The sequence below is a fragment of the Tabrizicola sp. TH137 genome (assembly GCF_002855575.1).
Lineage (GTDB): Bacteria > Pseudomonadota > Alphaproteobacteria > Rhodobacterales > Rhodobacteraceae > Paragemmobacter.
The window spans coordinates 361,715-382,212 of record NZ_PKRQ01000002.1 but is presented as its reverse complement, the minus strand read 5'-3'; the positions used below and the strand labels follow the sequence as shown (position 1 = coordinate 382,212).

Annotated in this window: 21 protein-coding genes and 1 tRNA gene; 9 read left to right on the top strand and 13 right to left on the bottom strand. The window is 65.8% G+C overall.

The features are described from left to right. Positions 1-69 precede the first annotated feature (69 nt). Complete coding sequence (locus C0V75_RS07215; protein WP_101920232.1) at positions 70-1,476, bottom strand: PLP-dependent aminotransferase family protein; 1,407 nt, start codon at positions 1,474-1,476, stop codon at positions 70-72. Positions 1,477-1,564: 88 nt separating this feature from the next. Between C0V75_RS07215 and C0V75_RS07210 the strand changes: the two genes are divergently transcribed. Then, positions 1,565-1,777: a DUF1127 domain-containing protein gene (locus C0V75_RS07210; RefSeq protein ID WP_101920231.1), complete on the top strand. Its 213-nt coding sequence runs from the start codon at positions 1,565-1,567 to the stop codon at positions 1,775-1,777. A gap of 112 nt (positions 1,778-1,889) precedes the next feature. On the opposite strand, the gene C0V75_RS07205 is transcribed toward C0V75_RS07210, so the two are convergent. The 5 genes from C0V75_RS07205 to C0V75_RS07185 form a co-directional block, all read right to left on the bottom strand. After that, the gene (locus C0V75_RS07205; RefSeq protein WP_143710393.1) at positions 1,890-2,123 is read right to left on the bottom strand and encodes a hypothetical protein; all 234 of its coding nucleotides are present in this window, start codon (positions 2,121-2,123) and stop codon (positions 1,890-1,892) included. 374 nt (positions 2,124-2,497) lie between these two features. Further along, a complete protein-coding gene (gene rpsI, locus C0V75_RS07200) occupies positions 2,498-2,989 on the bottom strand; it encodes a 30S ribosomal protein S9 (protein WP_101920229.1) in 492 nt (163 codons plus the stop codon). Between the two features lie 2 nt (positions 2,990-2,991). Further along, the gene (rplM, locus tag C0V75_RS07195) at positions 2,992-3,456 is read right to left on the bottom strand and encodes a 50S ribosomal protein L13 (RefSeq protein WP_101920228.1); all 465 of its coding nucleotides are present in this window, start codon (positions 3,454-3,456) and stop codon (positions 2,992-2,994) included. Between the two features lie 148 nt (positions 3,457-3,604). Continuing rightward, positions 3,605-4,387 (bottom strand): SseB family protein, encoded by a 783-nt coding sequence (locus tag C0V75_RS07190; protein WP_101920227.1) that lies wholly within the window; start codon positions 4,385-4,387, stop codon positions 3,605-3,607. Beyond that, complete coding sequence (locus tag C0V75_RS07185; protein ID WP_101920226.1) at positions 4,384-4,995, bottom strand: uracil-DNA glycosylase family protein; 612 nt, start codon at positions 4,993-4,995, stop codon at positions 4,384-4,386. The genes C0V75_RS07190 and C0V75_RS07185 overlap by 4 nt, the downstream gene beginning before the upstream one ends. A gap of 175 nt (positions 4,996-5,170) precedes the next feature. Here C0V75_RS07185 and C0V75_RS07180 point away from each other — a divergent pair, with 175 nt between their 5' ends. The 4 genes from C0V75_RS07180 to kdsA all read left to right on the top strand — a co-directional run bounded on the left by C0V75_RS07180 (position 5,171) and on the right by kdsA (position 9,793). Then, the gene (locus tag C0V75_RS07180; protein WP_158241795.1) at positions 5,171-6,382 is read left to right on the top strand and encodes a Na+/H+ antiporter NhaA; all 1,212 of its coding nucleotides are present in this window, start codon (positions 5,171-5,173) and stop codon (positions 6,380-6,382) included. Between the two features lie 160 nt (positions 6,383-6,542). Then, positions 6,543-7,202, top strand: a complete 660-nt coding sequence (locus C0V75_RS07175) for an ABC transporter ATP-binding protein (protein ID WP_101920224.1) — start codon at positions 6,543-6,545, stop codon at positions 7,200-7,202. After that, a complete protein-coding gene (locus tag C0V75_RS07170; protein WP_254216399.1) occupies positions 7,186-8,943 on the top strand; it encodes a capsule biosynthesis protein in 1,758 nt (585 codons plus the stop codon). The genes C0V75_RS07175 and C0V75_RS07170 overlap by 17 nt, the downstream gene beginning before the upstream one ends. Positions 8,944-8,962: 19 nt before the next feature. Continuing rightward, positions 8,963-9,793: a 3-deoxy-8-phosphooctulonate synthase gene (gene kdsA / locus C0V75_RS07165; RefSeq protein WP_101920744.1), complete on the top strand. Its 831-nt coding sequence runs from the start codon at positions 8,963-8,965 to the stop codon at positions 9,791-9,793. Between the two features lie 6 nt (positions 9,794-9,799). On the opposite strand, the gene C0V75_RS07160 is transcribed toward kdsA, so the two are convergent. Beyond that, positions 9,800-10,405, bottom strand: coding sequence for a hypothetical protein (locus C0V75_RS07160; RefSeq protein ID WP_101920743.1), 606 nt, complete (start codon positions 10,403-10,405; stop codon positions 9,800-9,802). Then, the gene (locus tag C0V75_RS07155) at positions 10,402-11,580 is read right to left on the bottom strand and encodes an NAD(P)/FAD-dependent oxidoreductase (RefSeq protein WP_101920222.1); all 1,179 of its coding nucleotides are present in this window, start codon (positions 11,578-11,580) and stop codon (positions 10,402-10,404) included. The genes C0V75_RS07160 and C0V75_RS07155 overlap by 4 nt, the downstream gene beginning before the upstream one ends. Before the next feature lie 103 nt (positions 11,581-11,683). Here C0V75_RS07155 and C0V75_RS07150 point away from each other — a divergent pair. Continuing rightward, positions 11,684-11,758, top strand: a tRNA-Gln gene (locus C0V75_RS07150). Positions 11,759-12,021: 263 nt separating this feature from the next. On the opposite strand, the gene C0V75_RS22715 is transcribed toward C0V75_RS07150, so the two are convergent. The 5 genes from C0V75_RS22715 to C0V75_RS07130 form a co-directional block, all read right to left on the bottom strand. Further along, positions 12,022-12,702, bottom strand: a complete 681-nt coding sequence (locus tag C0V75_RS22715; protein WP_143710392.1) for a VPLPA-CTERM sorting domain-containing protein — start codon at positions 12,700-12,702, stop codon at positions 12,022-12,024. A 367-nt stretch (positions 12,703-13,069) separates the two neighbouring features. Continuing rightward, complete coding sequence (locus C0V75_RS07145) at positions 13,070-14,179, bottom strand: HAMP domain-containing sensor histidine kinase (protein WP_158241794.1); 1,110 nt, start codon at positions 14,177-14,179, stop codon at positions 13,070-13,072. 241 nt (positions 14,180-14,420) lie between these two features. Then, positions 14,421-15,956 carry an alpha/beta hydrolase family protein gene (locus C0V75_RS07140; RefSeq protein ID WP_371410674.1) on the bottom strand — a complete coding sequence of 512 codons (1,536 nt, stop codon included), beginning with the start codon at positions 15,954-15,956 and terminating at the stop codon, positions 14,421-14,423. A 13-nt stretch (positions 15,957-15,969) separates the two neighbouring features. Further along, positions 15,970-17,085, bottom strand: coding sequence for a 3-dehydroquinate synthase (gene aroB, locus C0V75_RS07135; RefSeq protein WP_101920220.1), 1,116 nt, complete (start codon positions 17,083-17,085; stop codon positions 15,970-15,972). A 3-nt stretch (positions 17,086-17,088) separates the two neighbouring features. Beyond that, positions 17,089-17,634 carry a shikimate kinase gene (locus C0V75_RS07130; protein ID WP_173861051.1) on the bottom strand — a complete coding sequence of 182 codons (546 nt, stop codon included), beginning with the start codon at positions 17,632-17,634 and terminating at the stop codon, positions 17,089-17,091. 213 nt (positions 17,635-17,847) lie between these two features. Here C0V75_RS07130 and C0V75_RS23930 point away from each other — a divergent pair, with 213 nt between their 5' ends. The 3 genes from C0V75_RS23930 to C0V75_RS07120 are packed head-to-tail and all read left to right on the top strand — an operon-like array spanning position 17,848 to position 20,466. Beyond that, complete coding sequence (locus tag C0V75_RS23930) at positions 17,848-17,982, top strand: hypothetical protein (RefSeq protein WP_256377155.1); 135 nt, start codon at positions 17,848-17,850, stop codon at positions 17,980-17,982. Beyond that, on the top strand, positions 17,972-19,513 hold the full coding sequence (locus C0V75_RS07125) for a hypothetical protein (RefSeq protein ID WP_101920218.1): 1,542 nt from the start codon (positions 17,972-17,974) through the stop codon (positions 19,511-19,513). Before C0V75_RS23930 ends, C0V75_RS07125 begins: the two co-directional genes overlap by 11 nt. Positions 19,514-19,515: 2 nt before the next feature. Beyond that, positions 19,516-20,466 (top strand): site-specific tyrosine recombinase XerD, encoded by a 951-nt coding sequence (locus C0V75_RS07120; protein ID WP_101920217.1) that lies wholly within the window; start codon positions 19,516-19,518, stop codon positions 20,464-20,466. Positions 20,467-20,498: the final 32 nt, after the last annotated feature.

Here is a 20,498-nt window from a genome sequence, read left to right as displayed (position 1 = left end):
CCCCTTTCGGCGATGATTGTGGCAATGCCCCTCACAGGATTGCCACAATACTGCCGCAATTGCGGCCTGTCAGACGGCAGGCGGGTCATAGGGCGGCCGCGACAAGAGCCCGGCCAGTTTCTCCATCGCCAGGGTGAACCGCTCCTCCGGAATGTTGCCCGCCAGCGCGATCCGCACCGCATGGGGTGCCCGCCCGTGACTCAGCGCATATTCATCCGCTGATCGCACCAGAACCCCCTCCGCCTCCACCATCCGGGTAAAGGTCGAGGCCCGCCACCCCATTGGCAGGTTCAGAAAGGCAAAGCGCAGCCCCGGCTGCCAGGCCAGATCGAACCGCCCCAGATGGTTCACCATGATCCGGATGCGCCGGTCCAGATCCTCGCTCACCTTGCGGCGGATCTCCTGGGCGGCCCCGCTCTCGAACAGGTGCAGGCACAATTCGCTCACCGGCTTGGCCAGCGCGAAGAAGGCATGTTGCGCCGTCAACCGCCCCGTCTCGCCCATCCCCGCCGGGCAGACGATATAGCCGAACCGCAGCGCCGCCGAGATTGTCTTGGACAGGCTGCCCACATGCCAGACCCGCTCGGGCGCCAGCGCCCGCAAGGCAGGCCATTCACTTTCCGACAGGGTATAGCAATCATCCTCGATGATTTGCAGGTCGAAATGCCGGGCGATGGCCACGATCCGCTCGCGCCGTTCCAGCGTCATCCGCGCGGTCGTCGGGTTCTGCGCCTCGGTCGTCAGGCACAGAACCTGGGCGCCATGCCGCCGACAGGCCGCTTCCAGCGCCTCTGGGATCATCCCCTTGTCATCCGTCTCCACCCCCACAACCTCGGCCCGCGCCAGCCGCGCGGCATGGCGGAACCCCGGATAGGCCAGTTCCTCGGTCAGGACGACAGGCCGGTCCCCACGCAGACAGCACAGGAAGATCAGGGCGATGGCATTCTGCCCCCCCGCCGTCAGGGCGATGTCTTCCATACCCACCTTGCCCAGATTGCGATCCGCCAACCAGTCGCAGACCGCCCGCCGCAAGGGCAGCTCGCCCCGCTGGGTGGGGTAGTCGATCCAGTCATCGGCCAGATTCGCCATCCGGTCGCGCAGCGCCGCATCGAAGGCCCGCATCTGCCCCACATCCGGCAGGCGCGGCGCGCGCAGGTCGATCCGCCCATTCACCTGATCCGGTTCCCGCTCCAGAAGCAAAGGCTGCGTCGGCCCCAGCCTCGGCGCCCGCGCCGCGACAAAGGTTCCCCGCCCAACCGTCGCCGCCAGCAGCCCTTCCTGCGTGGCAAGGGCATAGGCGCGCGACACCGTGCCCGGCGTCACCCCCAATTCCCAGGCCAGATCGCGCACGGTGGGCAGTTGGGCGCCCTCGGCCAGTTCCCCCGACCGGATCGCCTCGCGCAGGGCGCGGGACAGGGCGAGGTATTTGGGGCCGGGATAGGCCGCGAGGTCGGGTTTCCATATTGTGTCTGTCACAATGTTCCTCTGGCCGGGACGCATGCGCTATTGTATCACTATCAATATCGGAAGCGATGTATTGTATCAACACAAAAGGAAGCCCCCCATGTCCGCCCGCGCCCTGCCCCGCGCCCTGCCCTCCACCTTGCCGCCGCTGGCCAGGCTTCTGGTGTCGGCCGCGCTGCTGCTGGCCGCCTGGGAGACCCGGCTTCGCAGTCGAAACGCCCTCGCCCGGCTGGATGACCACATGCTGCGCGACATCGGCCTGTCACAGGACCATGCGCATATGGAATGCGCGAAACCTTTCTGGCGGGACTGATCCCCCGCCACCGTTCCCCTGACTGGGCCGGGTGAACCCGGCCCTCTTTTTTTGCCCGGAAACGGAAAACGGCGGGCCAAGGCCCGCCGTTCCCGTCTGATATCTGCGTCGATCAGCTATTGGCCAGGATCGACCGGATCAGCGCAGCCGCACCGGTCGGGTCGCTATGGACGGCATTCGCGATGGCGCGGGCCTGGGCCGGGGTCAGGTTGTCCAGATCGGCATTCGGCACGAGCTGGCGCGCTTCCATCTTGGTGGACAGCGGCAGCGTGCCATCGGCGTTCATCGCGAAGGACGCGGTCGTCGTGCCGGCCAGCACTGCCGAGAGGAGAAGAACCTTTTTCATCATATGCCTCACTTACAAGGTTGTTTCAGGACCCCGCTTTCGGGGATCGGGCCGTGTCTGGCCCGGTGAGAGAGAGATGACATCCCGGCTTGTATTTGAAAAATCACAAGAAAATCGCATCGCCTCACGCGGAATTTGGCGATGTGAGTGAAACTAAACGCGATGAGGGGTTTTTCTGTCAATCCGGGTGAAAAAGACCTGCCGGGACGCGAAAGCCGTTCAAGTCCCGTCACGGCGCGGTGAGGTCTGGGTGAGATGCCGCAGAAATCGGGCTGGTGCAGGATTGTTGTGCAGATTTGCACAGAACCGAAAGGACTGGAAAAACGCGAAAGGCCCGCCACCGGGGCGGGCCTTTGCAACGAAGTTGGGTCCGATCAGCGCTTGGAGAACTGGAAGGACCGGCGCGCCTTGCGCTTGCCGTACTTCTTGCGTTCCACCACGCGGCTGTCGCGGGTCAGGAAACCGGCAGCCTTCAGCGCCGGGCGCAGCGACGGTTCATAGAGCTGCAACGCCTTGGAGATGCCGTGCTTCACCGCACCGGCCTGGCCGGACAGACCGCCGCCCGCCACGGTGGCATAGACGTCGAACTGGCCTTCCACATTGGCGATCTGGAAGGGCTGCTTCAGGATCATCTGAAGCACCGGGCGGGCGAAATAGGCCGCCATTTCCTTGCCGTTCACCACAACCTTGCCGGAGCCGGGCTTCACCCAGACACGGGCGACCGCGTCCTTCCGCTTGCCCGTGGCATAGGACCGACCCAGCGAGTCGCGGACCGGAGCCTTCGGCGCAGCCGCTTCCGCAGCGGCGGGGGCGGACGAACCGGCGACGGCCGATTTCAGATCGTCGAGGGATTTGATGTCGGCCATGATCAGGCGCTCCGCGTGTTCTTCGGGTTCAGGACGCGCAGGTCCAGAACGGTGGGCTGCTGGGCTTCATGCGGATGGGCGGCACCTGCATAGACGCGCAGGTTGGTCATCTGCTGGCGGCCCAGACGGTTGCGGGTGATCATCCGCTCGACGGCCTTGATCACCACACGCTCGGGGTGGTTGCCTTCCAGCACCTGCCGCGCCGTGCGCTGCTTGATCCCGCCCGGATGGCCGGTGTGCCAGTAATAGACCTTGTCGTTGCGCTTGTTGCCGGTCATCTGGATCTTGTCGGCGTTGATCACGATGACATTGTCACCCATGTCCATATGGGGGGTGAAGGTCGGCTTGTTCTTGCCGCGCAGGATATTGGCGACGATCGTGGCGAGGCGACCCAGAACGATGCCTTCGGCATCAATCAGGATCCACTTCTTCTCGATGTCCGCCGGCGTAGCCGTGAAGGTTTTCATCTCGAACCCTGTGAATTGAAGCGGGGGTCACCCCCCGGAATCTCGGATGGCGGCTTATCGCGTGAAGCGGGCAAGCGGTCAAGGGCAGCAGGAAACAAATAACCGTTTTAAACCATATGCTTAAAAAATAGGTATTATATTACCCCATTCATCGCAGCTTCGGCGGGCGCTGCGGATCGCTTCCGGGCGCGGCAGGTGCCTGACGTTCTGGCCGGGGCTGAACAGGCAGGTCGAACCTCTGCCCCACCCGGGCCACCTGCCCCGCTACCGGATCGTCGCCTTTCAGGAAGACGACATCTATCATCCCCGCCTCCACCCCGGAAAAGGCCAGCGCCTCGCGGATCGCGCGGGCCAGCGCGGCTTCGGCCTCTGGCGCGGCATCTATGAAGGCCATCAGATGGCCGGTCGCGCCGCCTTCATAGCGCACGCCCACCGCGAAGGCGGCGGCAGCCAGGCCTCCGGCGCGGGCCAGCTTGCCCAGCACCGCATCGACCAGCCGATCCGGCAGCACCCCCGGCGCGTGAAAGCCGACAGGCCGCGCCTCCATCTCTTCCGGGTCGTCGTCGAGCATCCCCGACAGCCAGTCCAGCGCCTCGGGCGGCAGCATCATCTGCGATGGCGCCACGCCCAGATTGACCCCCAGCCCGACGCCCTGCCCCGCCAGAACCTGCGCGATCACCCGCCCCGGCAGTGCCGCATAGGGCGCGATGCCACCGGTGAATTCGGCCATCCTCTCTTCCAGATCGAAGACCAGGACGACGGGCCCGTCCTCCAGCGGAAAGATGCGCGGTTTCAGGTCCGTCCCGACCGCCTCTTCCTCCAGCAGCAGGAAGAATTCGCCATCGGCGAGGCAGTCGAAGAACCGCAGGCGATCCGCCTCCTCCGCGCCGTCGCGCTCCATCGCGGCATGGGCAGCATCAAGCGGGGTCATGGCATCTCCTCCAGAAGGCTGCGGATGCGAAGGCGCAAGGCGGGGATCACCTCTGCCTCGAACCACGGGTTGCGGCGCAACCACCCGGTATTGCGCCACGACGGATGCGGCAAGGGCCAGATGCCCCGTTCCGCATGGCTGCGCCAGTCTGCCACGCGGTCGGCCACAGGCCCCTTGCCGATATGCCAGGCCTGCGCGGCCCCGCCGATGGCTAGCGTCAGCCGCAGCCCGGGCAAGGCCTCCATCACCCTGGCCCGCCATGTGCGCGCGCAGACCGGGGGCGGCGGCAGATCGGCCCCCTTCGCGTCGTAGCCCGGAAAGCAGAAGGCCATCGGCGCTATGGCCACGCGGGACTGATCATAGAACTCGTCTTCCGACAGGCCCGTCCAGTCGCGCAGCCGATCACCCGAGGCATCCGAAAAGGGCCGCCCCGAGGCATGGACCCGCGCGCCGGGGGCCTGCCCTGCGATCAGAAGCCGGGGCCCGGGGCGGAACCAGACCACCGGCCGCGGCTCATGCGCGGTGGCCGTCGCGGCGAAACGGTCGGCACAGATCCTGCAACGACGGATCGCGGCGATGAGGTCTTCGGCGGAAGGGGTGGCGATCATGGTCGGTTCGATCAGTCTGGGCGGGCGCGGCCGGTTGCAGAGGGGCAGGCCGCAAGGATGGGCGCAGGATGGCGCAGAGGCAACACCCGGACCGGCGGCTGCTGCGGATGACTTGCAGGACGCCCCTGCCGGGCATAGGCCGGATATCTGGCCCGCTGCCACGGGAGCTGCGAGAATGTACCGCGTATCCCCCTTCGTAAGACGCTTTGCCTGGGCGCTGCTGGGCGGCATCGGGCTGGCGACGGCTTGGGTCAACCTGTCTCCCGCCACCTATTACGATGCCGTCGAATACAGGCTGGTCGATTTTGCGAAACCGAGCTGGATCGCGGGCGAAAGCTTCGTCGTCACGCCGATGACCGTGGCCTCGGATCTGCTGATGGCCTTCTTCCTTTTCTTCGTGGGCAAGGAACTCTGGGAGGCGCTCATCCTCGAACGCGGCGCGCTGGCGGGGCGTCGGGCCATGCTGCCCGCCGGGGCGGCGCTTGGCGCGATCGCGGGCTCCGTCGCGCTGTGGTGGCTGCACAGCGCGCTTTTCGCGACGAGCGAATGGGTCCCTGCCGGGACGGGTTGGCCGCTGCCCATCGGATCGGACATCGTGATCGGCTATGTCGTCGGGCGTGCCGTCTTTGGCGCAGGCCACCCGGCGCTGCATCTTTTGCTGCTTCTGTCCATCGCCTCGAACGTCATCGGCATCACGCTGCTTGGCCTCGTCTATCCCTATGCCGGGCTGCAACTTCTCTGGCTCGGCCTGCCGCTTGCGGCGGCGCTGGCCGTGTGGCTCCTGCACGGGCGGCATGTCGGCACCGGCAGTTCCGAACTGTCCCGCAGGCGGGGTCTTGCCCTTTGGCCCTACTTCCTTGCGGGGGCGTTAAGCTGGTTCGGCGTCGTGGCGGCCGGTCTGCCCGGTGCGCTCGGCTTTCTGCCGATCATCCCGGCCATTCCCCATGCCGACCGCGCCTTCGGCCTTTTCGCCGAGGCGGAGGAGTTTCTGACCGATCCGCTGAACCGGATTGCGCATCTGATGGTCAAGCCCCTGTCCATCGCGCTGTTCCTGTTCGGCCTGACGCGCGGCGGCGTCGATCTTGCCGCCTTCGGCCCGACCACGGGCAGCGTTCTGGCCGCCATGTGGATCGGCAAGCCGCTGGGCCTTGTCCTGGGCGGCCTTGTCGCGGCGCAGCTTTTCCGGGTGCCGATGCCGGCCGGAATCCGCATCCGCGACCTTGTGCTGGTCGCGCTGATTTCGGGCATCGGGTTCACGGCCCCTGTCCTTGCGCTCGACAGTGCCTTGCCGGGCGGCGCGATGGCCGAGGCGGCGCGGCTCGGGCTGGCGCTGTCGCTGCTGGCCGCGCCCGTGGCGATCGGCCTGGCGCGCTTCATGCGGCGTTAGCGAAACAGTGCGAGGTTTCCATCTGCCATTGTCATGGGGCGGTAAATTCCGACATAATGTCGCCCAAAAGGGCAGTTAGCCGCACAATCGGTGGCAATGCGGATCATCCCCCCGGGGCCGTGATCCGCGATCCGGGGTGCGGCTTGCGGAAAGGGCAGGAATGATCGAGTTCGAAAACGTCTCGAAGTCCTTCTGGACCGGCCGGACGCGGAAGATCATCCTCGATCGGGCGACGTTTCGGGTCGAACTCGGCAATTCGCTGGGCATCCTTGCCCCCAATGGCGCGGGAAAGACGACCATCATCAACATGATGGCAGGGCTTGAACAGCCGGATGAAGGCACGATCCGGCGCTCTTCGCGCATCTCCTTTCCGCTGGGCTTCATGGGCGGCGTGGTCAACCGTCACAGCGGGACGGAAAACGCCCGCTACATCGCCAGGCTCTACAGCCTTGATCCGGACTACGTCGAAAGCTTCTGCCGCTGGCTCTGCGATATCGGCGAGTATTTCGACATGCCGGTGGGCACCTATTCTTCGGGGATGCGGGGGCGTTTCTCCTTCGCGCTGCTGCTGGCCCTGGAATTCGACATCTATCTGATCGACGAAGGCATGCCCGGCACCACCGATGCAGAGTTCAACCGCAAGGCGGGGGCTGTCCTGCGTCAGAGGCTACAGGATGCCACGGTGATCGTGGTGTCGCATCAGGCCTCGACGCTCGAGAAGTTCTGCAAGCAGGCCGCAGTCCTCAAGAATGGGCGGCTGCACATGTTCGAGACGTTGGAAGAAGCAAAACGGCTGTATGATTATGAAACTCAAGGTTAAGCGGTACAACACGCGGCGTCCCGATCCGCAGCCGGCAAACGCCGCCCCGCGGCCCGTTCCGCGCCCCGTGCCCAGCCTTGTGACAGAGCCGTCCCTTCCCGATCCCTCTGCCATGCCCATGGCGGCGGCGCCCGGCCCGTCCGCCGCAAGGGCCAGACCGCAGGATGAGGCGCTTTTCGCCCAGACCGAAGATGGGTTCGGCGCAGCCCCCTTCCCCACCGCCGCAGCAGCCCATGCCGATCTGGTGAATGGCGACAGCGTGACCCCAATCTCTGCCGCGTCCGGCAATGGCAATCCCAGCGCCGATCTCGATGCCATTCGGCGCGAAGGCCTGACCGGGCGGCAATTGCGCCTTGCCCGGCGGATGGCGCAGAAATACGGCCTGCCCGCCACGTCGGATTTCGATGCGGTCCGTCTCCTGCGGCAGGCCGGGCTGGACCCGTTCCGTCCCAATCCCGTCGTCGATATCGTGGCCGAAGAAGACGAGGCGGGCAGTCCCGGCACTGGCAGCACCATGCCCGTGCCGGCCGGGCAGCGCCTGCCGCAGACGATCAAGCCGGTGAAGATGCCCGCCGCCATGGACGAGGTGAACCACGCGGCAGAACTGCTGAAGATGCAGCAGGACCTGATGAAGCGGCGGCGGCGGCGGTCGCTTCTGCTGATGGCGCGGCTCTTCTTCTTCGTGCTGTTGCCCACATTTCTTGCGGGCTTCTACTACTACCGCGTGGCCACGCCGCTTTATGCCACCAAGACGGAATTCGTCATCCAGGTCGCGCAGCCGCCCAGCAGCAGCGGCACCTCGATGGGCGGCCTGATGAATACGCCTATGGCGAACATGCAGGATTCGATCACCGTCCAGGGCTATCTGCAATCGCGCGATGCGATGTTGCGGCTGGATCAGGATATCGGCTTCCGCGAGGTCTTCACCGATCCCGCCATCGACCCGATCCAGCGGCTGGAGCCCGACGCCACGAATGAAGCCGCCTACAAGATCTATCAGCGCAATGTCCGCGTCTCCTATGATCCGACCGAAGGCATCATCCGGATGGAGGTCATCGCGCCCGACCCGCAGACCTCCGTGCGGTTTTCCGAAGCGCTGATCGGCTATGCCGAAGAGCAGGTCGATCAACTGACCCAGCGTCTGCGCGAAGATGCGATGCGCGGGGCGCGCGAAAGCTATACCGAGGCCGAAGTCGCCCTGCGCGACGCCCGCCAGCGCGCGGTGCAGTTGCAAGAGACCTTCAAGGTCCTGTCCTCGGACCTGGAAGTGAACCTCATCACCAGCCAGATCGGCCAGCTTGAAGGGCAATTGACCGCCGATCGCCTGTCGCTGGCCCAGATGGAATCGAACGAGAACCCCAATCAGGCGCGGATGGACCCGCTCAAGCGCCGCATCGCCACGCTGGAGCAGGAAATCACCGCCCTGCGCGCGCGCCTGACGGAAGATGATGCCAGCGGCCAGTCGCTCGCCCGCGTGCAATCAGAACTGGCTTTGGCCGAAGCGGATGCCGAAACCCGGCAGATGATGCTGGCCGAGGCGCTTCAGGCCATGGAAACGGCCCGGATCGAGGCCAACCGGCAGGCGCGCTATATCTCGCTCTCCGTGGCCCCCGTTGCCCCGGACGAGGCGACCTATCCCCGTGCCTTCGAGAATACGGTGGTGGCGATGCTCATCTTCGCGGGTATATACCTGCTTCTGTCGATGACAGCGGCCATCCTGCGCGAGCAGGTCTCGGCCTGACCGAAATTCCGGGGGAATGATGAAGATTGTGAAGATCGGCCCGCTCGTGGCCGGGAATGACCGCCCGCTTCTGGTGATCGCGGGGCCGTGCCAGTTGGAAAGCCTCGATCACGCCCAGATGATTGCGGGTGCCATGGCCGAGGCCTGCGCGAAGGCGGGCGCGCAATATGTGTTCAAGGCCAGCTATGACAAGGCGAACCGCACCTCGCTCAAGGGCAGGCGCGGACTGGGGATCGACGCAGGCCTGAAAGTGCTCGAGGCGGTGCGCGCGATGGGGATGCCCGTGCTGACCGACATCCATGATGCCGATCAGGCCCGCGCGGCGGCACAGGTGGTGGATGTGATCCAGATCCCGGCCTTCCTCTGCCGGCAGACCGATCTTCTGCTGGCGGCGGGTGAGACGGGGGCAGTGGTCAACATCAAGAAGGGCCAGTTCCTTGCCCCTTGGGACATGGCCAATGTCGCGGAAAAGGTCGCGTCAACGGGGAACGAGAACATCCTCCTGACGGAACGCGGGGCCAGTTTCGGCTATAACACGCTGGTCGCCGACATGCGGTCGCTGCCGATCATGGCGCGGACCGGCTGGCCCGTCATCATGGACGCCACCCATTCGGTGCAGCAGCCGGGTGGCCAGGGCAATGCCTCGGGCGGCCAACGCGAATTCGCCCCCGTGATGGCCCGTTGCGCCGTTTCGGTGGGGATTGCCGGGGTCTTCATCGAAACGCATGAAGACCCGGATCGCGCGCCGTCAGACGGGCCGAACATGATCCCCCTCGCCCAGATGCCCGCCCTGGTGGACAGCCTGATGGCCTTCGACCGGCTTGCCAAGGCCGATCCTCTGCGCGTCTGACCGGGGTCAGAGGGCGGAGGGGTGCAGCGCGGGCCGCCAGCCCGCGCGCATCACTGCAACCATCGGCTCGGGTGTCAGCACAGTGACCGCGCCGCTCGGCACGTCCCGAAGCGGCCCATAGCCTGCCGGGCTGAAAGGCTGCACCGCCCCCTCGCGCATCAGATGCGCGCGCCCGTCCAGCAGGATCATCGCCCCGGGCGGCACCTCTGCCACCGGCGCAACATGGCGCCGCTGCGCCCGACGCTCGACCCTCGCGCGATGCAGGCTGCGGTCGATCGCGGCGGCGGGCATCTCGCCATACAACCCGACCCAGGCCTCGCGGAACAGCAGCCATTCCGCCCGCCGACATTCCGCGCAGGGCCGATGCCCTGCTGCACAGGCAACCGCCTCGTCCAGAAAGAACAGTTCGGTATAGCTCCCGGGCGCCATGAGGTTGCGCTTGCGGCCCTTGAATTCCAGCCGACAGGTGATCCAGTGCGGATGTTTCCAGCGCGCTACGCCCAGCCGCCCCTCCGCATCATGCAGGATGCCGCGATTGCCCATGAAAAGCCCCCGGTCGGGGATCGCGACGATGTCGCCGGTGGGCAGGACGCGGTTTTGCCGATGGGTCATGCCGCCTGACCCGCGACCCAGCCCGATGACCACGCCCATTGAAAATTGTATCCGCCCAGCCAGCCGGTGATATCCACCACCTCGCCCACGAAGAAGAGGCCCGGCACGCCCTTCGCCTCCATCGTGCGGGAGTCCAGCGCATCCGTCGCCACCCCGCCCAGCGTGACCTCTGCGGTTCGATAGCCTTCCGATCCTACCGGGCGCAGCGACCAGTCGGTGATCCCCCGCGCCACCTCCTCCAGCCGCGCCCGGCCCAATTCTGCCAGAGGCGATGAAATGCCTGACCGCGCCTCAACCAGCCGCGCCAGCTTTTCCGGCATCAGCCGTGACAGCGCGCTGCGCAGCGCGGCGCGACCGTTGGCCTGCTTCTCGGCGGCAAGGAAGGCCATCACATCGCGGTCCGGCGCAAGGTTCAGGGAGATCGCCTCCCCCTCGCGCCAGTAGGAGGAAATCTGCAAGATCGCAGGGCCCGACAGCCCGCGATGGGTGAAGAGCACCGCCTCGTCAAAGCGCGTCCGGCCATGGCTCACCCGGCCCGGCAGGGCCACGCCGGCCAGCGGCTGCATCCAGGCCAGTTCCTGTTCGGCAAAGGTCAGCGGCACCAGCGCGGGGCGGGTTTCGGTCACCGGAAGGCCGAACTGTTCGGCCAGACGATAGCCGATCCCGGTCGCCCCCATCTTCGGGATGGACTTCCCCCCTGTCGCCACGATCAGCGACGGGGCGGTGACAGGTCCACGGCCGGTTTCCACGACGAATCCCGCCGCCTCGCGCCGCACCTCGCCCAAGGCGCAGGAAAGCCAGAGATCGACCCCCGCCTTGGCCATGTCGCGCAGAAGCAGGGCGATGATTTCCGTTGCCGACCCATCGCAGAAAAGCTGCCCGAGCGTCTTTTCATGCCAGGCGATACCCGCCGCATCGACCCGGGCGATGAAATCCTGCGGGGTGAAGCGGCGCAGGGCCGAAAGGGCAAAGCGCGGGTTCCTGCCCAGAAAACGATCCACCGCAACGCCGGTATTGGTGAAATTGCAGCGCCCCCCGCCTGAAATGCGGATCTTCTCTCCCGCCGCCTTGGCATGGTCGATGACGAGGACGCGCCGCCCTCGGCGACCCGCTTCGATGGCGGCAAACATCCCGGCCGCCCCGGCCCCCAAGACGATGACATCACGCTGTTGCATGCCCCTCCCTAGCGCCTGCCCGCGCCCCTCGCAATCCGCCCCTGATTTTTGCGCGGCCCCCCTTGCACCCCCCCGAGGCCTTCGCTAAACACCGCCGCACGGTTGGGGCGTCGCCAAGTGGTAAGGCAGCGGTTTTTGGTACCGCCATACCTAGGTTCGAATCCTAGCGCCCCAGCCAGCCACCCGCGATGCCCGTGGCGTCCATGGTTTCCACCTCATCGTCGTAAGCGGTCCGTTCTGGATGCCCCAACGGGTGCCCCAGTGGTTGACCGCTAGATCGTGCCGAACAAGGATGTCCGAGCAGAGCTTTAGGACGGCAGACGATGACTGCAGATTGCAATACAGCCAAACAGCCCAGTTCAAGGACTTTGCATCCTCGGCGGGGTATCAGGTAACCAGCAAGACAGTCGTGGTCTGATTTCAGTCAGCCACAAGAGCGCGTCAGGCAGCTATTTGTCCTAGGATGGTCTTCCGGCGGCGAAGTGCAGCCATTGCGACTACAGCGCCCAGCAGTAGGAACCCGGCGGGAGGGAGTGGAACAACAGCCGTATCGTACTGCACCGACAATCCGGCGATCCGAACCTGATCTGTGTTACCCCTGATACCTATGCCAAAGAGCGATCCTACGGGGTTTGGGCTTGCAAACGAATAAACTCGTTGCCCTTGCGACGGTGTAAGGAAGTCGAACTGAAAGTCCAAGGGAGCGCCGATGAAGAAATCGAAGACATCGTTGGTGTCATTATTGAAGAAGGAAATGCTCAGCAGAGATACCGCCGACGAAAACGAGAATTTCAGAACCTCATTGTCATTCGCACCAGCACCACCATCAAGGAGAGGGGAGCGGCACCTACCCTCCTGCCCCACAGGAAGCGAGCCACACACTCCCAATCCATTTTGTCCGCGATCAACCTGAACGGCCGAGTTAATCGTTTCAGGTGCCGTATACAGATGGCCAGTAACGGTTAGGTCAACCCCGCCCTGCGAAAAAAGCAAGGAATCTGCGGTCGCGTTCCCGCCTGTAAAGTCATAAGAGAGGGTCACCGGCGCTGCGGATGCAGCACCTGCCTCAACCATCAGAGGGCAGCCAACCATCAGCAGAACCCGGAACATTTTGCCAAACATTGGAACTCCCCCCATCGCACTGCGGCAGCAGACTGCCCTTCCGTATACACCCGCAGAATCGTTCGGTGAGAGACGGAAAATCGCATGTGCTATGCTTTGCAACCCTCGGTTCGCGTTAGCGATTTTGCACGACCAGTGTGCTCGCGCCTTGCGTGTAACCCATGTTAACTTGCGCCACAAAAAACCCGCATTTCATTGACCCACTGCCGCGAATCGATTCGCGCCTACAGTTTGTTTATGAAAAAACTCCATTGCTGAACGCCATATCGCACAGCGCGGACCTGATGTTTAAGCACGGCGTGGGGGTCCGGGTGCGGGCCACCTACACGATCCAGACGGTCGATGAGGATTATTTCTCGTAGGTCACTCAGCCGCTCCGGCGCTGCGGCAGGTCGATCCAGAACCTTGTGCCGGCCTCCGTGCTGACATAGTCGATCTCGCCGCCGAGCGACGTCACCATGTGCTTGGCGATGGCAAGACCCAGACCGCTGCCCTGCTTGCGCCGGACATCGGTGGATTCGCCCTGCACGAAGGGTTTGAAGATATGGGCGCGCATCTCTTCGGGGATCGGCAGGCCGCCATTTGCCACTGCGACCCGGAGGTGACCTTCGGTCTGCGTCAACTCCACCGTGACCTCGCCACCCGGATCGGAATACTTCACCGCATTCGACAGCAGGATCCGCAGGACACGGCCCAGACGATCCGGATCGGTTTCGCAGATGACCCCGGCCTGCGCCGAAAGGATGCGGACGGGAATCCTGGCCGCTTCGGATTTCGGCCCAACCGCCTCTACCGCTGCGCGGATCATGTCCGCCATGTCCGTCTCCTGCCCCACCCAGAAGCTCTGGTCAGAGATCACCGTCTCCATTTCGAGGATGTCGTCGAGCAGCGACTTCAGCCGTGTCGCATTCTTCGCCGCCACACCCACAAGGCCCTGCGCCTTTTCCGGCAGCATCTGGGCGGCCATCACCTCCAGCAATCGCAAGGCCCCCATGATGCCGGTCAGGGGGGTGCGCAATTCATGGTTCACCGTGGTGATGAATTCGCTTTTCAGATGTTCCAGTTGCCGCGCGGCCGTGACATCGGTGATCTGCGAGATGTACATGATGGGCCTGTCATCGCTGTCCCGCACCACTGTCAGATGCAGAACGCCGACGATGATCCGCCCGCTGGAATGGATATAGCGCTTTTCCAGACGGACGCTCTTCTGATGGGAAGCGACCATCCGGCGTGCGGTCTGCACCGTCGCCTCGCGATCCTCCGGCAGGGTCACTTTCCGGAACCCTGCCTCCATCAGTTCCGCCTTCGAATAGCCGAGGAATTCGCAAAGCGCGGGATTGACGTCGATCCAGCTTCCATCCATCCGCGTCAGGGCCATGCCGATGGGGGAATGCTCCATCGAGGCGCGCAGCAACCGCTCGCTGTCACGCAGTTCGGCCAGGACCCTGGCCCGTGTCTGCCGGTCGGGTTCCGGCATGGCAGTGGCAGAAGAAGGCGAAGCGGCGCTATCGTACATGGCACACCGGGAAAATGGGAAATCGGAACCGGGGAGGCGTGGCTGTTGTCCTGCACCCTGTCAGGGTGGCCCTTTCAGCGATGCGGGACACGTCACCTTCTTCCCCCCGAGGTCTTGCACGACACCCTTCACCCTCAGGAACGGCCTGCCCGCCCCGGTTGTTAGCCCGTGACGCGCATCTGGCCCGCCCCCCGCGTCAGGGTCAGGCAAAGAGCGGAAATGTCACGCCAAGCGCCCAGGCCAGCATCAGGCCGAAACCGACACCGGCAATGGCGGGCCGCCCCGTGCGCCGACCGATCCAACCCGACATCGTGCCGAAGATCAGGAAGAACAGCAGGATGATCGGCAGGATCATCAGCAGGAACATCAGCCGATCGAAGTTCAGTGCGACTGCGATCAGAAGCGAGGCAAGGAACCCGCCCCGCGCAACGAGCACCCGCCAGAGCGGGGCGCGCCCGCCCTCTGTCAGGATGGCATCCAGAACAAGATAGGGAACCGTCCCAAGCGCGAGCCCGCCGATGATCAGCAGACGGCCCGGATGCGGCAGGAAGGACGCGACATAGTGGTCCAGCACCCAGCCGATCACCCCGATGGCAAAGACCGCCACCAGCGCGGCCATGGGCCAGATGCGGGCGGGGAATTGCCCGCGCAGATGACCGGCGCGCCCCAGCAGGACCAGGCCAAGCGCGCCAAAGGCCGCGAAATGCAGAACCAGGTAATCCGCCACCAGAACCGGCAGGATCTGCGTGCGCAACGGCGCAAGCAGCAGCGGCACCACGATGACCGGCAGAAGGGCCGCCAGCAGGAAATCCCGCCGCGCGATGGGCTTCGGCCCCGGCCCGGCAGGCAGGGCCCGCGCCAGCGGCCAGCCAAGCGTCGCCACCGACAGCAACAGCAGAAGGATCCACAGCCCGCGCGGCGCCGGATCGCCCCCTCCCTCGCGCCCGAAGGCAGCGTTCAGCCAGGCCACCGCCTCTGCCTGGGCCGGGCCCGAATACAGGATACCCACATGCTCCACCCCCGGCGCAAGGATTGCCCGGCGCCCCGTCCCCTGCCCCGGATCGCCGATCGTCTGCCCGAGGCTGGCCCCCGGATCGGCAAGATGCAGCATGTCCAACGCCGCATCGGCCAGACCGCCCTCCCATTCCCCAGTGATCAGCAGAAGATTCGGCGGAAACTCCGGCGTGACCGCCTTGGAGAAGGCCGAAAGCGCGACAACCGCGCCCGCCTCCGGGGCCTGCGCGGCCGCGCGGATGATGATGTCCGAGGCCATGGAATGCCCCAGATAGGCAAGGCGGCCATCGGCGCGCGGATGGGCCAGCGCGGCGCGGGCCACCAGGAGCGTTTCCTCCACCAGAAGCCGCGTCGTGCCGTCGATGGAGGTGACATCCCCCGTCATCGGGCGCGGATTGCGCCCATGCCCCATGAAATCGAAGCTGACGACGACATATCCCGCCCGCGCGACTGTCAGGGCGATGGGCTCCATCAGGGGGCGCGATCCGGCAAAGCCATGGGCGATCACGACAACCGGCGCGGGCCCTTCCCCCTCCGGCAGGTAAAGCGTCGCTGGCGGCCCTTCCGCCACCGTGAAAGGGGCGACGGTCACCCCGTCCCGGCCCGCCTCAAGCATCCAGACCGACAGACAACTGGCGATCAGCGCCAGAACCGCCACGACGATATGCACCCGGTTGCGCCCCCGAAACTTCTGCCCCGCCAGAACTAGCCCTGCACGCTTCAAGGCCCAGTCCGGATCACCGCCCGCGCAGCAACGCCTCTTCCAGAAGTCCGGTCACAAGGTCGGGCGGCACGTCCTCGGCCACGAAGGCCGCGCCGATCCCGCGTGCCAGGATGAACCGCAACCGGCCGTCGATCACCTTCTTGTCCTGCCCCATCAGCCGGACAAGGTCCTCTGCCCCCGGCAATTCGCCCGGAATGTCGGACAGATCGACCTTCATCCCCATCGCGCGAAGATGCGCCCGCACCCGGCTGGGCGCTTCCTGCGAACAGAGGCCCAAGCGTTGCGACAGTTCGAAGGCAAGCGCGCAACCGATCGCCACCCCCTCGCCATGCAACAGCCGATCAGAATAGCCCGTTGCCTTTTCCAGCGCATGGCAGAAGGTATGGCCAAGGTTCAGAAGGGCGCGTTCGCCCTCTTCCGTCTCGTCGCGTTCGACGATGCCTGCCTTCATCGCCACAGACCGCTGCACCGCATGTTGCAGATTGCCCGCATCGGCGGCCAGCGTCGGCCCCGCACCTTCCAGCCAGTCGAAGAAGGCCGCATCTCCCAGGAGACCGTATTTCACCACCTCGCCATAGCCGGCAAGGAAGTCGCGGCGCGGCAGGCTGTCCAGCACCGCGATATCGGCCAGCACCAGCGAGGGCTGATGAAAGGCACCAACCAGATTCTTGCCCTGCGCCGTGTTGATTCCGGTCTTGCCGCCCACCGAACTGTCCACCTGCGACAAGAGCGTTGTGGGAATCTGCACGAAGCGCACGCCCCGCCGCAGCACGGCCGCCGCAAAGCCGACCAGATCGCCGATCACGCCGCCGCCAAAGGCGATCACGATGTCGCGCCGCTCGATCTTCTGTTCCAGCAACCATTCGACGCAGCGCGTGAACTGCGGCCAGCCCTTCGTCGCCTCGCCCGCCGGCAGCGCCAGCGTGGCGACCGTCATGCCCTCCGCCTCCAGCGCGGCGACGAGGCGCGAAAGATGCAGCCCCGCCACAGTCTCATCGGTGACGACGGCGACGCGACGGCGGGCCAGCAGGGGGGCGATCTCGGCTCCGGCGCGGTCAATCAGGCCCGCGCCGATGCGCACCTCATAGGACCGCGCGCCAAGCGCCACGGGAACCACATCCAGGGCCATCGGCTATTCCTCTTCCAGGACATCGGGCCGGGCCGACAATGCCGCCACGACCTTTGCCGCCATCTCGTCAATCGAAAGGTCGGCGGCACTGTCAACCACGATATCGGCCAGGCTGTAGAGCGGCACGCGCGCCTCGTAAAGCTGGCGCAACGTCTCGCGCGGGTTGCCGGTCCGCAAGAGCGGCCGGGTCGTCTTGTGCCGCACGCGCTGCCAAAGAAGGTCCAGATCGGCGCGCAGCCAGACCGAGACACCCGCCTCCTGCACCAGCCGCCGGTTCGTCTCGGCAAGAAATGCCCCGCCACCGGTCGAGAGGATGCAAGGCGTCCCGCGCAGAAGCCGCGCCAGAACCTCGGTTTCGCGGGCGCGGAAGAAGGGTTCGCCGTCGCGTTCGAAGATTTCGGCGATGCTGCGCTGGGCGGCCTTCACGATCTCTTCGTCCGAATCGAGGAAGGGGACAGCGAGCGACCGCGCCACCGCCGTCCCGACGGCGGTCTTGCCGGCCCCCATCATGCCCACCATCACAACCGTCTTCTTCAGCCGACGCATCACCCGCTGCCCGCTTCACCTTTCCGTGTCCGGCGCAAATCCGCCCGCCGACATATGCTTCCCACCCCCTTCAATGGCGTGAACTTGCCGCGAAAGCCATATATAATCGTGGTCGGCCCTTGCGCTTTGCTGCAAAGCACATGACCTGCCGCTCTGCGGGGGGCCGCAACTATCAAGCGTCGCAGCAAGCGGCGGGAATAAGACGAGGCAAGGCGCATGGGTCGCATCTTCAAGGCAGTGCTGGTTCTGGCGATCCTCGGATTCGCCGGGCTCACGGGATTCGCCTATCTGGCCGATCTCAGCCCGGTGCAGGGCGAAGTGAAGGTTCCGGTGACGCTGAATGCCGATTGAGGCAAGCCGCCTTGGGCTCATCGCCGCAGTCTGCCTGCTGGCCCCGCTGGCGGGACGGGCACAGGAACCGCTTTCCGCCATCGACTGGCTGTCGCAATCCGTCGCGACCCCCGCCCCTGCCCCCGTCGATCCGGCCCGCCCGACGGCGACGACCGGGGCCACGCAGGGCTCCGTCGCCGTCACGGTGATCGGCGCACCTTCCGCCGATGCCGTAGGTCTGCTGCCACCGCAGGTGACGGGCCTGCCTGCCAATCTCTGGGGTCCCGGCCAGACGGAGGACATCGCCGCCCTCCTGACCGCCGAAAGGGTGGACAGCCTGCCCGCCCTGCGCGGCCTCCTGCTCACCGTCCTGCTTGCCGAAGCGCAACCTCCTGCCGATGCGGGGACGGGCGCAACCCTGCTGATGGCGCGGATCGACAAGCTGCTGGCCATGGGGGCGCTGGATCAGGCCCGTGCCCTGCTGGATGCGGCGGGCAGTCGCGATCCGGGCCTGTTCCGGCGCAGCTTCGACGTCGCGCTGCTGACAGGGGAAGAGGATCGCGGTTGCCGCATCATGGTGGAATCCCCCGGCCTTGCCCCCACCTTTCCGGCGCGCATCTTCTGCCTCGCCCGGTCCGGCGACTGGAATGCCGCCGCGCTCACACTGCGCACCGGCCAGGCCCTGGGCTACATCACGGATGAAGAGGACGCGCTGCTGTCCCGCTTCCTCGACCCCGATCTTTTCGAGGGCGAACCGCCCCTCGCCACCCCATCCCGCATCACCCCCCTCGCCTGGCGCATGTTCGAGGCGATTGGCGAGCCGCTGTCCACCGCGACCCTCCCCATCGCCTTCGCCCATGCCGAACTGCGCCCGCAGGCCGGATGGAAGGCGCAGGTCGAGGCGGCCGAACGGCTGGCCCGGGCCGGGGCCATTTCCCCCAACGCGCTGCTCGGCCTCTATACCGAACGCCGTCCTGCCGCATCCGGCGGTGTGTGGGATCGCGTGGCGGTTTTCCAGAAGTTCGAGGCGGCGCTGGACAAGGGTGACCAGACGGCCATCGCCCAGATCCTCCCCGAAATCTGGGCGCAGATGACGCAATCCGAACTCGAGGTGCCCTTCGCCGATCTTTACGGCAAGCGCCTCTCCGCCATCCCCTTCGAAGGAGAGGCGGCACAGGTCGCCTTTGCCCTCGGCCTTCTGTCGCCGGATTTCGAATCCATCGTCGCATCGCGCAAGCCGACCAATCCGCGCGAGGCCTTCCTGATCGGCCTCGCCCAAGGAAGGCTGGACGGCCTGACCCCGCCCGACAGCCTTGCCCGCGCAATCGCACCGGCCTTTCTTGGCCATGAGCCCGATGCCGATCTTTCCCGACTGGTCGAAGAAGGACGGATCGGCGAAGCCATCCTGATCGCCATCGAAAAGATCGAACGCGGGGTGCAGGGCGATCTCGACGGGGTGACGGACGGGCTCGCCCTCCTGCGCAAGGTGGGGATGGACAAGGCCGCGCGCCGCACGGCACTGGAACTCGTCCTGCTGGAACGGCGGGGCTAGCCATGCCCGCCCCGAGTGCCGACAGCCAATGGATTTCCACTTTCCTCGAAGCGGCGGCCGCAGAGCGCGATGCCGCCCGCAACACGCGCCTTGCCTATGGGCGCGACCTGGCCGATGCCATGGGATGGCTGGCGCGCCGGGGCAGCAGCTTCGCCGCCGCAACGCGCGAGGATGTGGAAGCCTATCTCGTCTCCTGCGAGGCCGCAGGCCTGTCGAAGGCCACGCGCGCGCGCCGTCTTTCGGCGCTGCGTCAACTGTTCCGCTTCGCGCATGAGGAAGGCTGGCGCGCAGACAATCCGGCCCTGCGCATCCACGGGCCCGGCGCGGCGCAGCGCCTGCCAAAGACCCTGTCGATGGACGAGGTCGAACGCCTGCTTGCCGCCGCCCGCGACAAGGGCAGGACCGAAGAGGAAAGGCTGCGCAACCGTTGCCTGATGGAATTGCTCTACGCCACCGGGATGCGGGTGTCGGAACTTGTGACCCTGCCGGTCGCGGCCGTCCGGGGCGATCCCCGGATGATCCTGGTGCGCGGCAAGGGGGGGAAGGAACGGATGGTCCCCCTTTCCCCCCCCGCCCGCGCGGCGCTAGCGGACTGGCTTGCCGAACTTGACCGCGCCGAAGAGGCGGCCCGCCGGAAGGGGCGCCCTCCGGGCCGCCACCTCTTCCCCGGATCGGGGGCAGACGGCCATCTGACCCGCCAGCATTTCCACCTGATGCTGAAGGACATGGCCCTGCGCGCCGGCATCGACCCGGCCCGCGTGACGCCCCACACCCTCCGCCACGCCTTTGCCACCCATCTGCTTGCCGGCGGGGCCGACCTGCGGGTGATCCAGACCCTGCTTGGCCATGCCGATGTGGCGACGACGGAAATCTACACCCATGTCCTGGACGATCACCTGAAAGACCTGGTGCTGGGCCATCATCCCCTCGCCCGCCCTCCCGGCAAGGCTTGAGCCTGCGCCCTTCCTTGCCCATCATGCCAGAG

Excerpts from the sequence above, each read along its gene's own strand:
- C0V75_RS07210 (WP_101920231.1), top strand. The coding sequence starts at position 1,565 with ATGTCCGCCCGCGCCCTGCCCCGCGCCCTGCCCTCCACCTTGCCGCCG.
- C0V75_RS07205 (WP_143710393.1), bottom strand. The coding sequence starts at position 2,123 with ATGAAAAAGGTTCTTCTCCTCTCGGCAGTGCTGGCCGGCACGACGACC.
- rpsI (WP_101920229.1), bottom strand. The coding sequence starts at position 2,989 with ATGGCCGACATCAAATCCCTCGACGATCTGAAATCGGCCGTCGCCGGT.
- rplM (WP_101920228.1), bottom strand. The coding sequence starts at position 3,456 with ATGAAAACCTTCACGGCTACGCCGGCGGACATCGAGAAGAAGTGGATC.
- C0V75_RS07190 (WP_101920227.1), bottom strand. The coding sequence starts at position 4,387 with ATGACCCCGCTTGATGCTGCCCATGCCGCGATGGAGCGCGACGGCGCG.
- C0V75_RS07185 (WP_101920226.1), bottom strand. The coding sequence starts at position 4,995 with ATGATCGCCACCCCTTCCGCCGAAGACCTCATCGCCGCGATCCGTCGT.
- C0V75_RS07180 (WP_158241795.1), top strand. The coding sequence starts at position 5,171 with ATGTACCGCGTATCCCCCTTCGTAAGACGCTTTGCCTGGGCGCTGCTG.
- C0V75_RS07175 (WP_101920224.1), top strand. The coding sequence starts at position 6,543 with ATGATCGAGTTCGAAAACGTCTCGAAGTCCTTCTGGACCGGCCGGACG.
- C0V75_RS07170 (WP_254216399.1), top strand. The coding sequence starts at position 7,186 with ATGAAACTCAAGGTTAAGCGGTACAACACGCGGCGTCCCGATCCGCAG.
- kdsA (WP_101920744.1), top strand. The coding sequence starts at position 8,963 with ATGAAGATTGTGAAGATCGGCCCGCTCGTGGCCGGGAATGACCGCCCG.
- C0V75_RS07160 (WP_101920743.1), bottom strand. The coding sequence starts at position 10,405 with ATGACCCATCGGCAAAACCGCGTCCTGCCCACCGGCGACATCGTCGCG.
- C0V75_RS07155 (WP_101920222.1), bottom strand. The coding sequence starts at position 11,580 with ATGCAACAGCGTGATGTCATCGTCTTGGGGGCCGGGGCGGCCGGGATG.
- C0V75_RS22715 (WP_143710392.1), bottom strand. The coding sequence starts at position 12,702 with ATGTTTGGCAAAATGTTCCGGGTTCTGCTGATGGTTGGCTGCCCTCTG.
- C0V75_RS07145 (WP_158241794.1), bottom strand. The coding sequence starts at position 14,179 with ATGCCGGAACCCGACCGGCAGACACGGGCCAGGGTCCTGGCCGAACTG.
- aroB (WP_101920220.1), bottom strand. The coding sequence starts at position 17,085 with ATGGCCCTGGATGTGGTTCCCGTGGCGCTTGGCGCGCGGTCCTATGAG.
- C0V75_RS23930 (WP_256377155.1), top strand. The coding sequence starts at position 17,848 with ATGGGTCGCATCTTCAAGGCAGTGCTGGTTCTGGCGATCCTCGGATTC.
- C0V75_RS07125 (WP_101920218.1), top strand. The coding sequence starts at position 17,972 with ATGCCGATTGAGGCAAGCCGCCTTGGGCTCATCGCCGCAGTCTGCCTG.
- C0V75_RS07120 (WP_101920217.1), top strand. The coding sequence starts at position 19,516 with ATGCCCGCCCCGAGTGCCGACAGCCAATGGATTTCCACTTTCCTCGAA.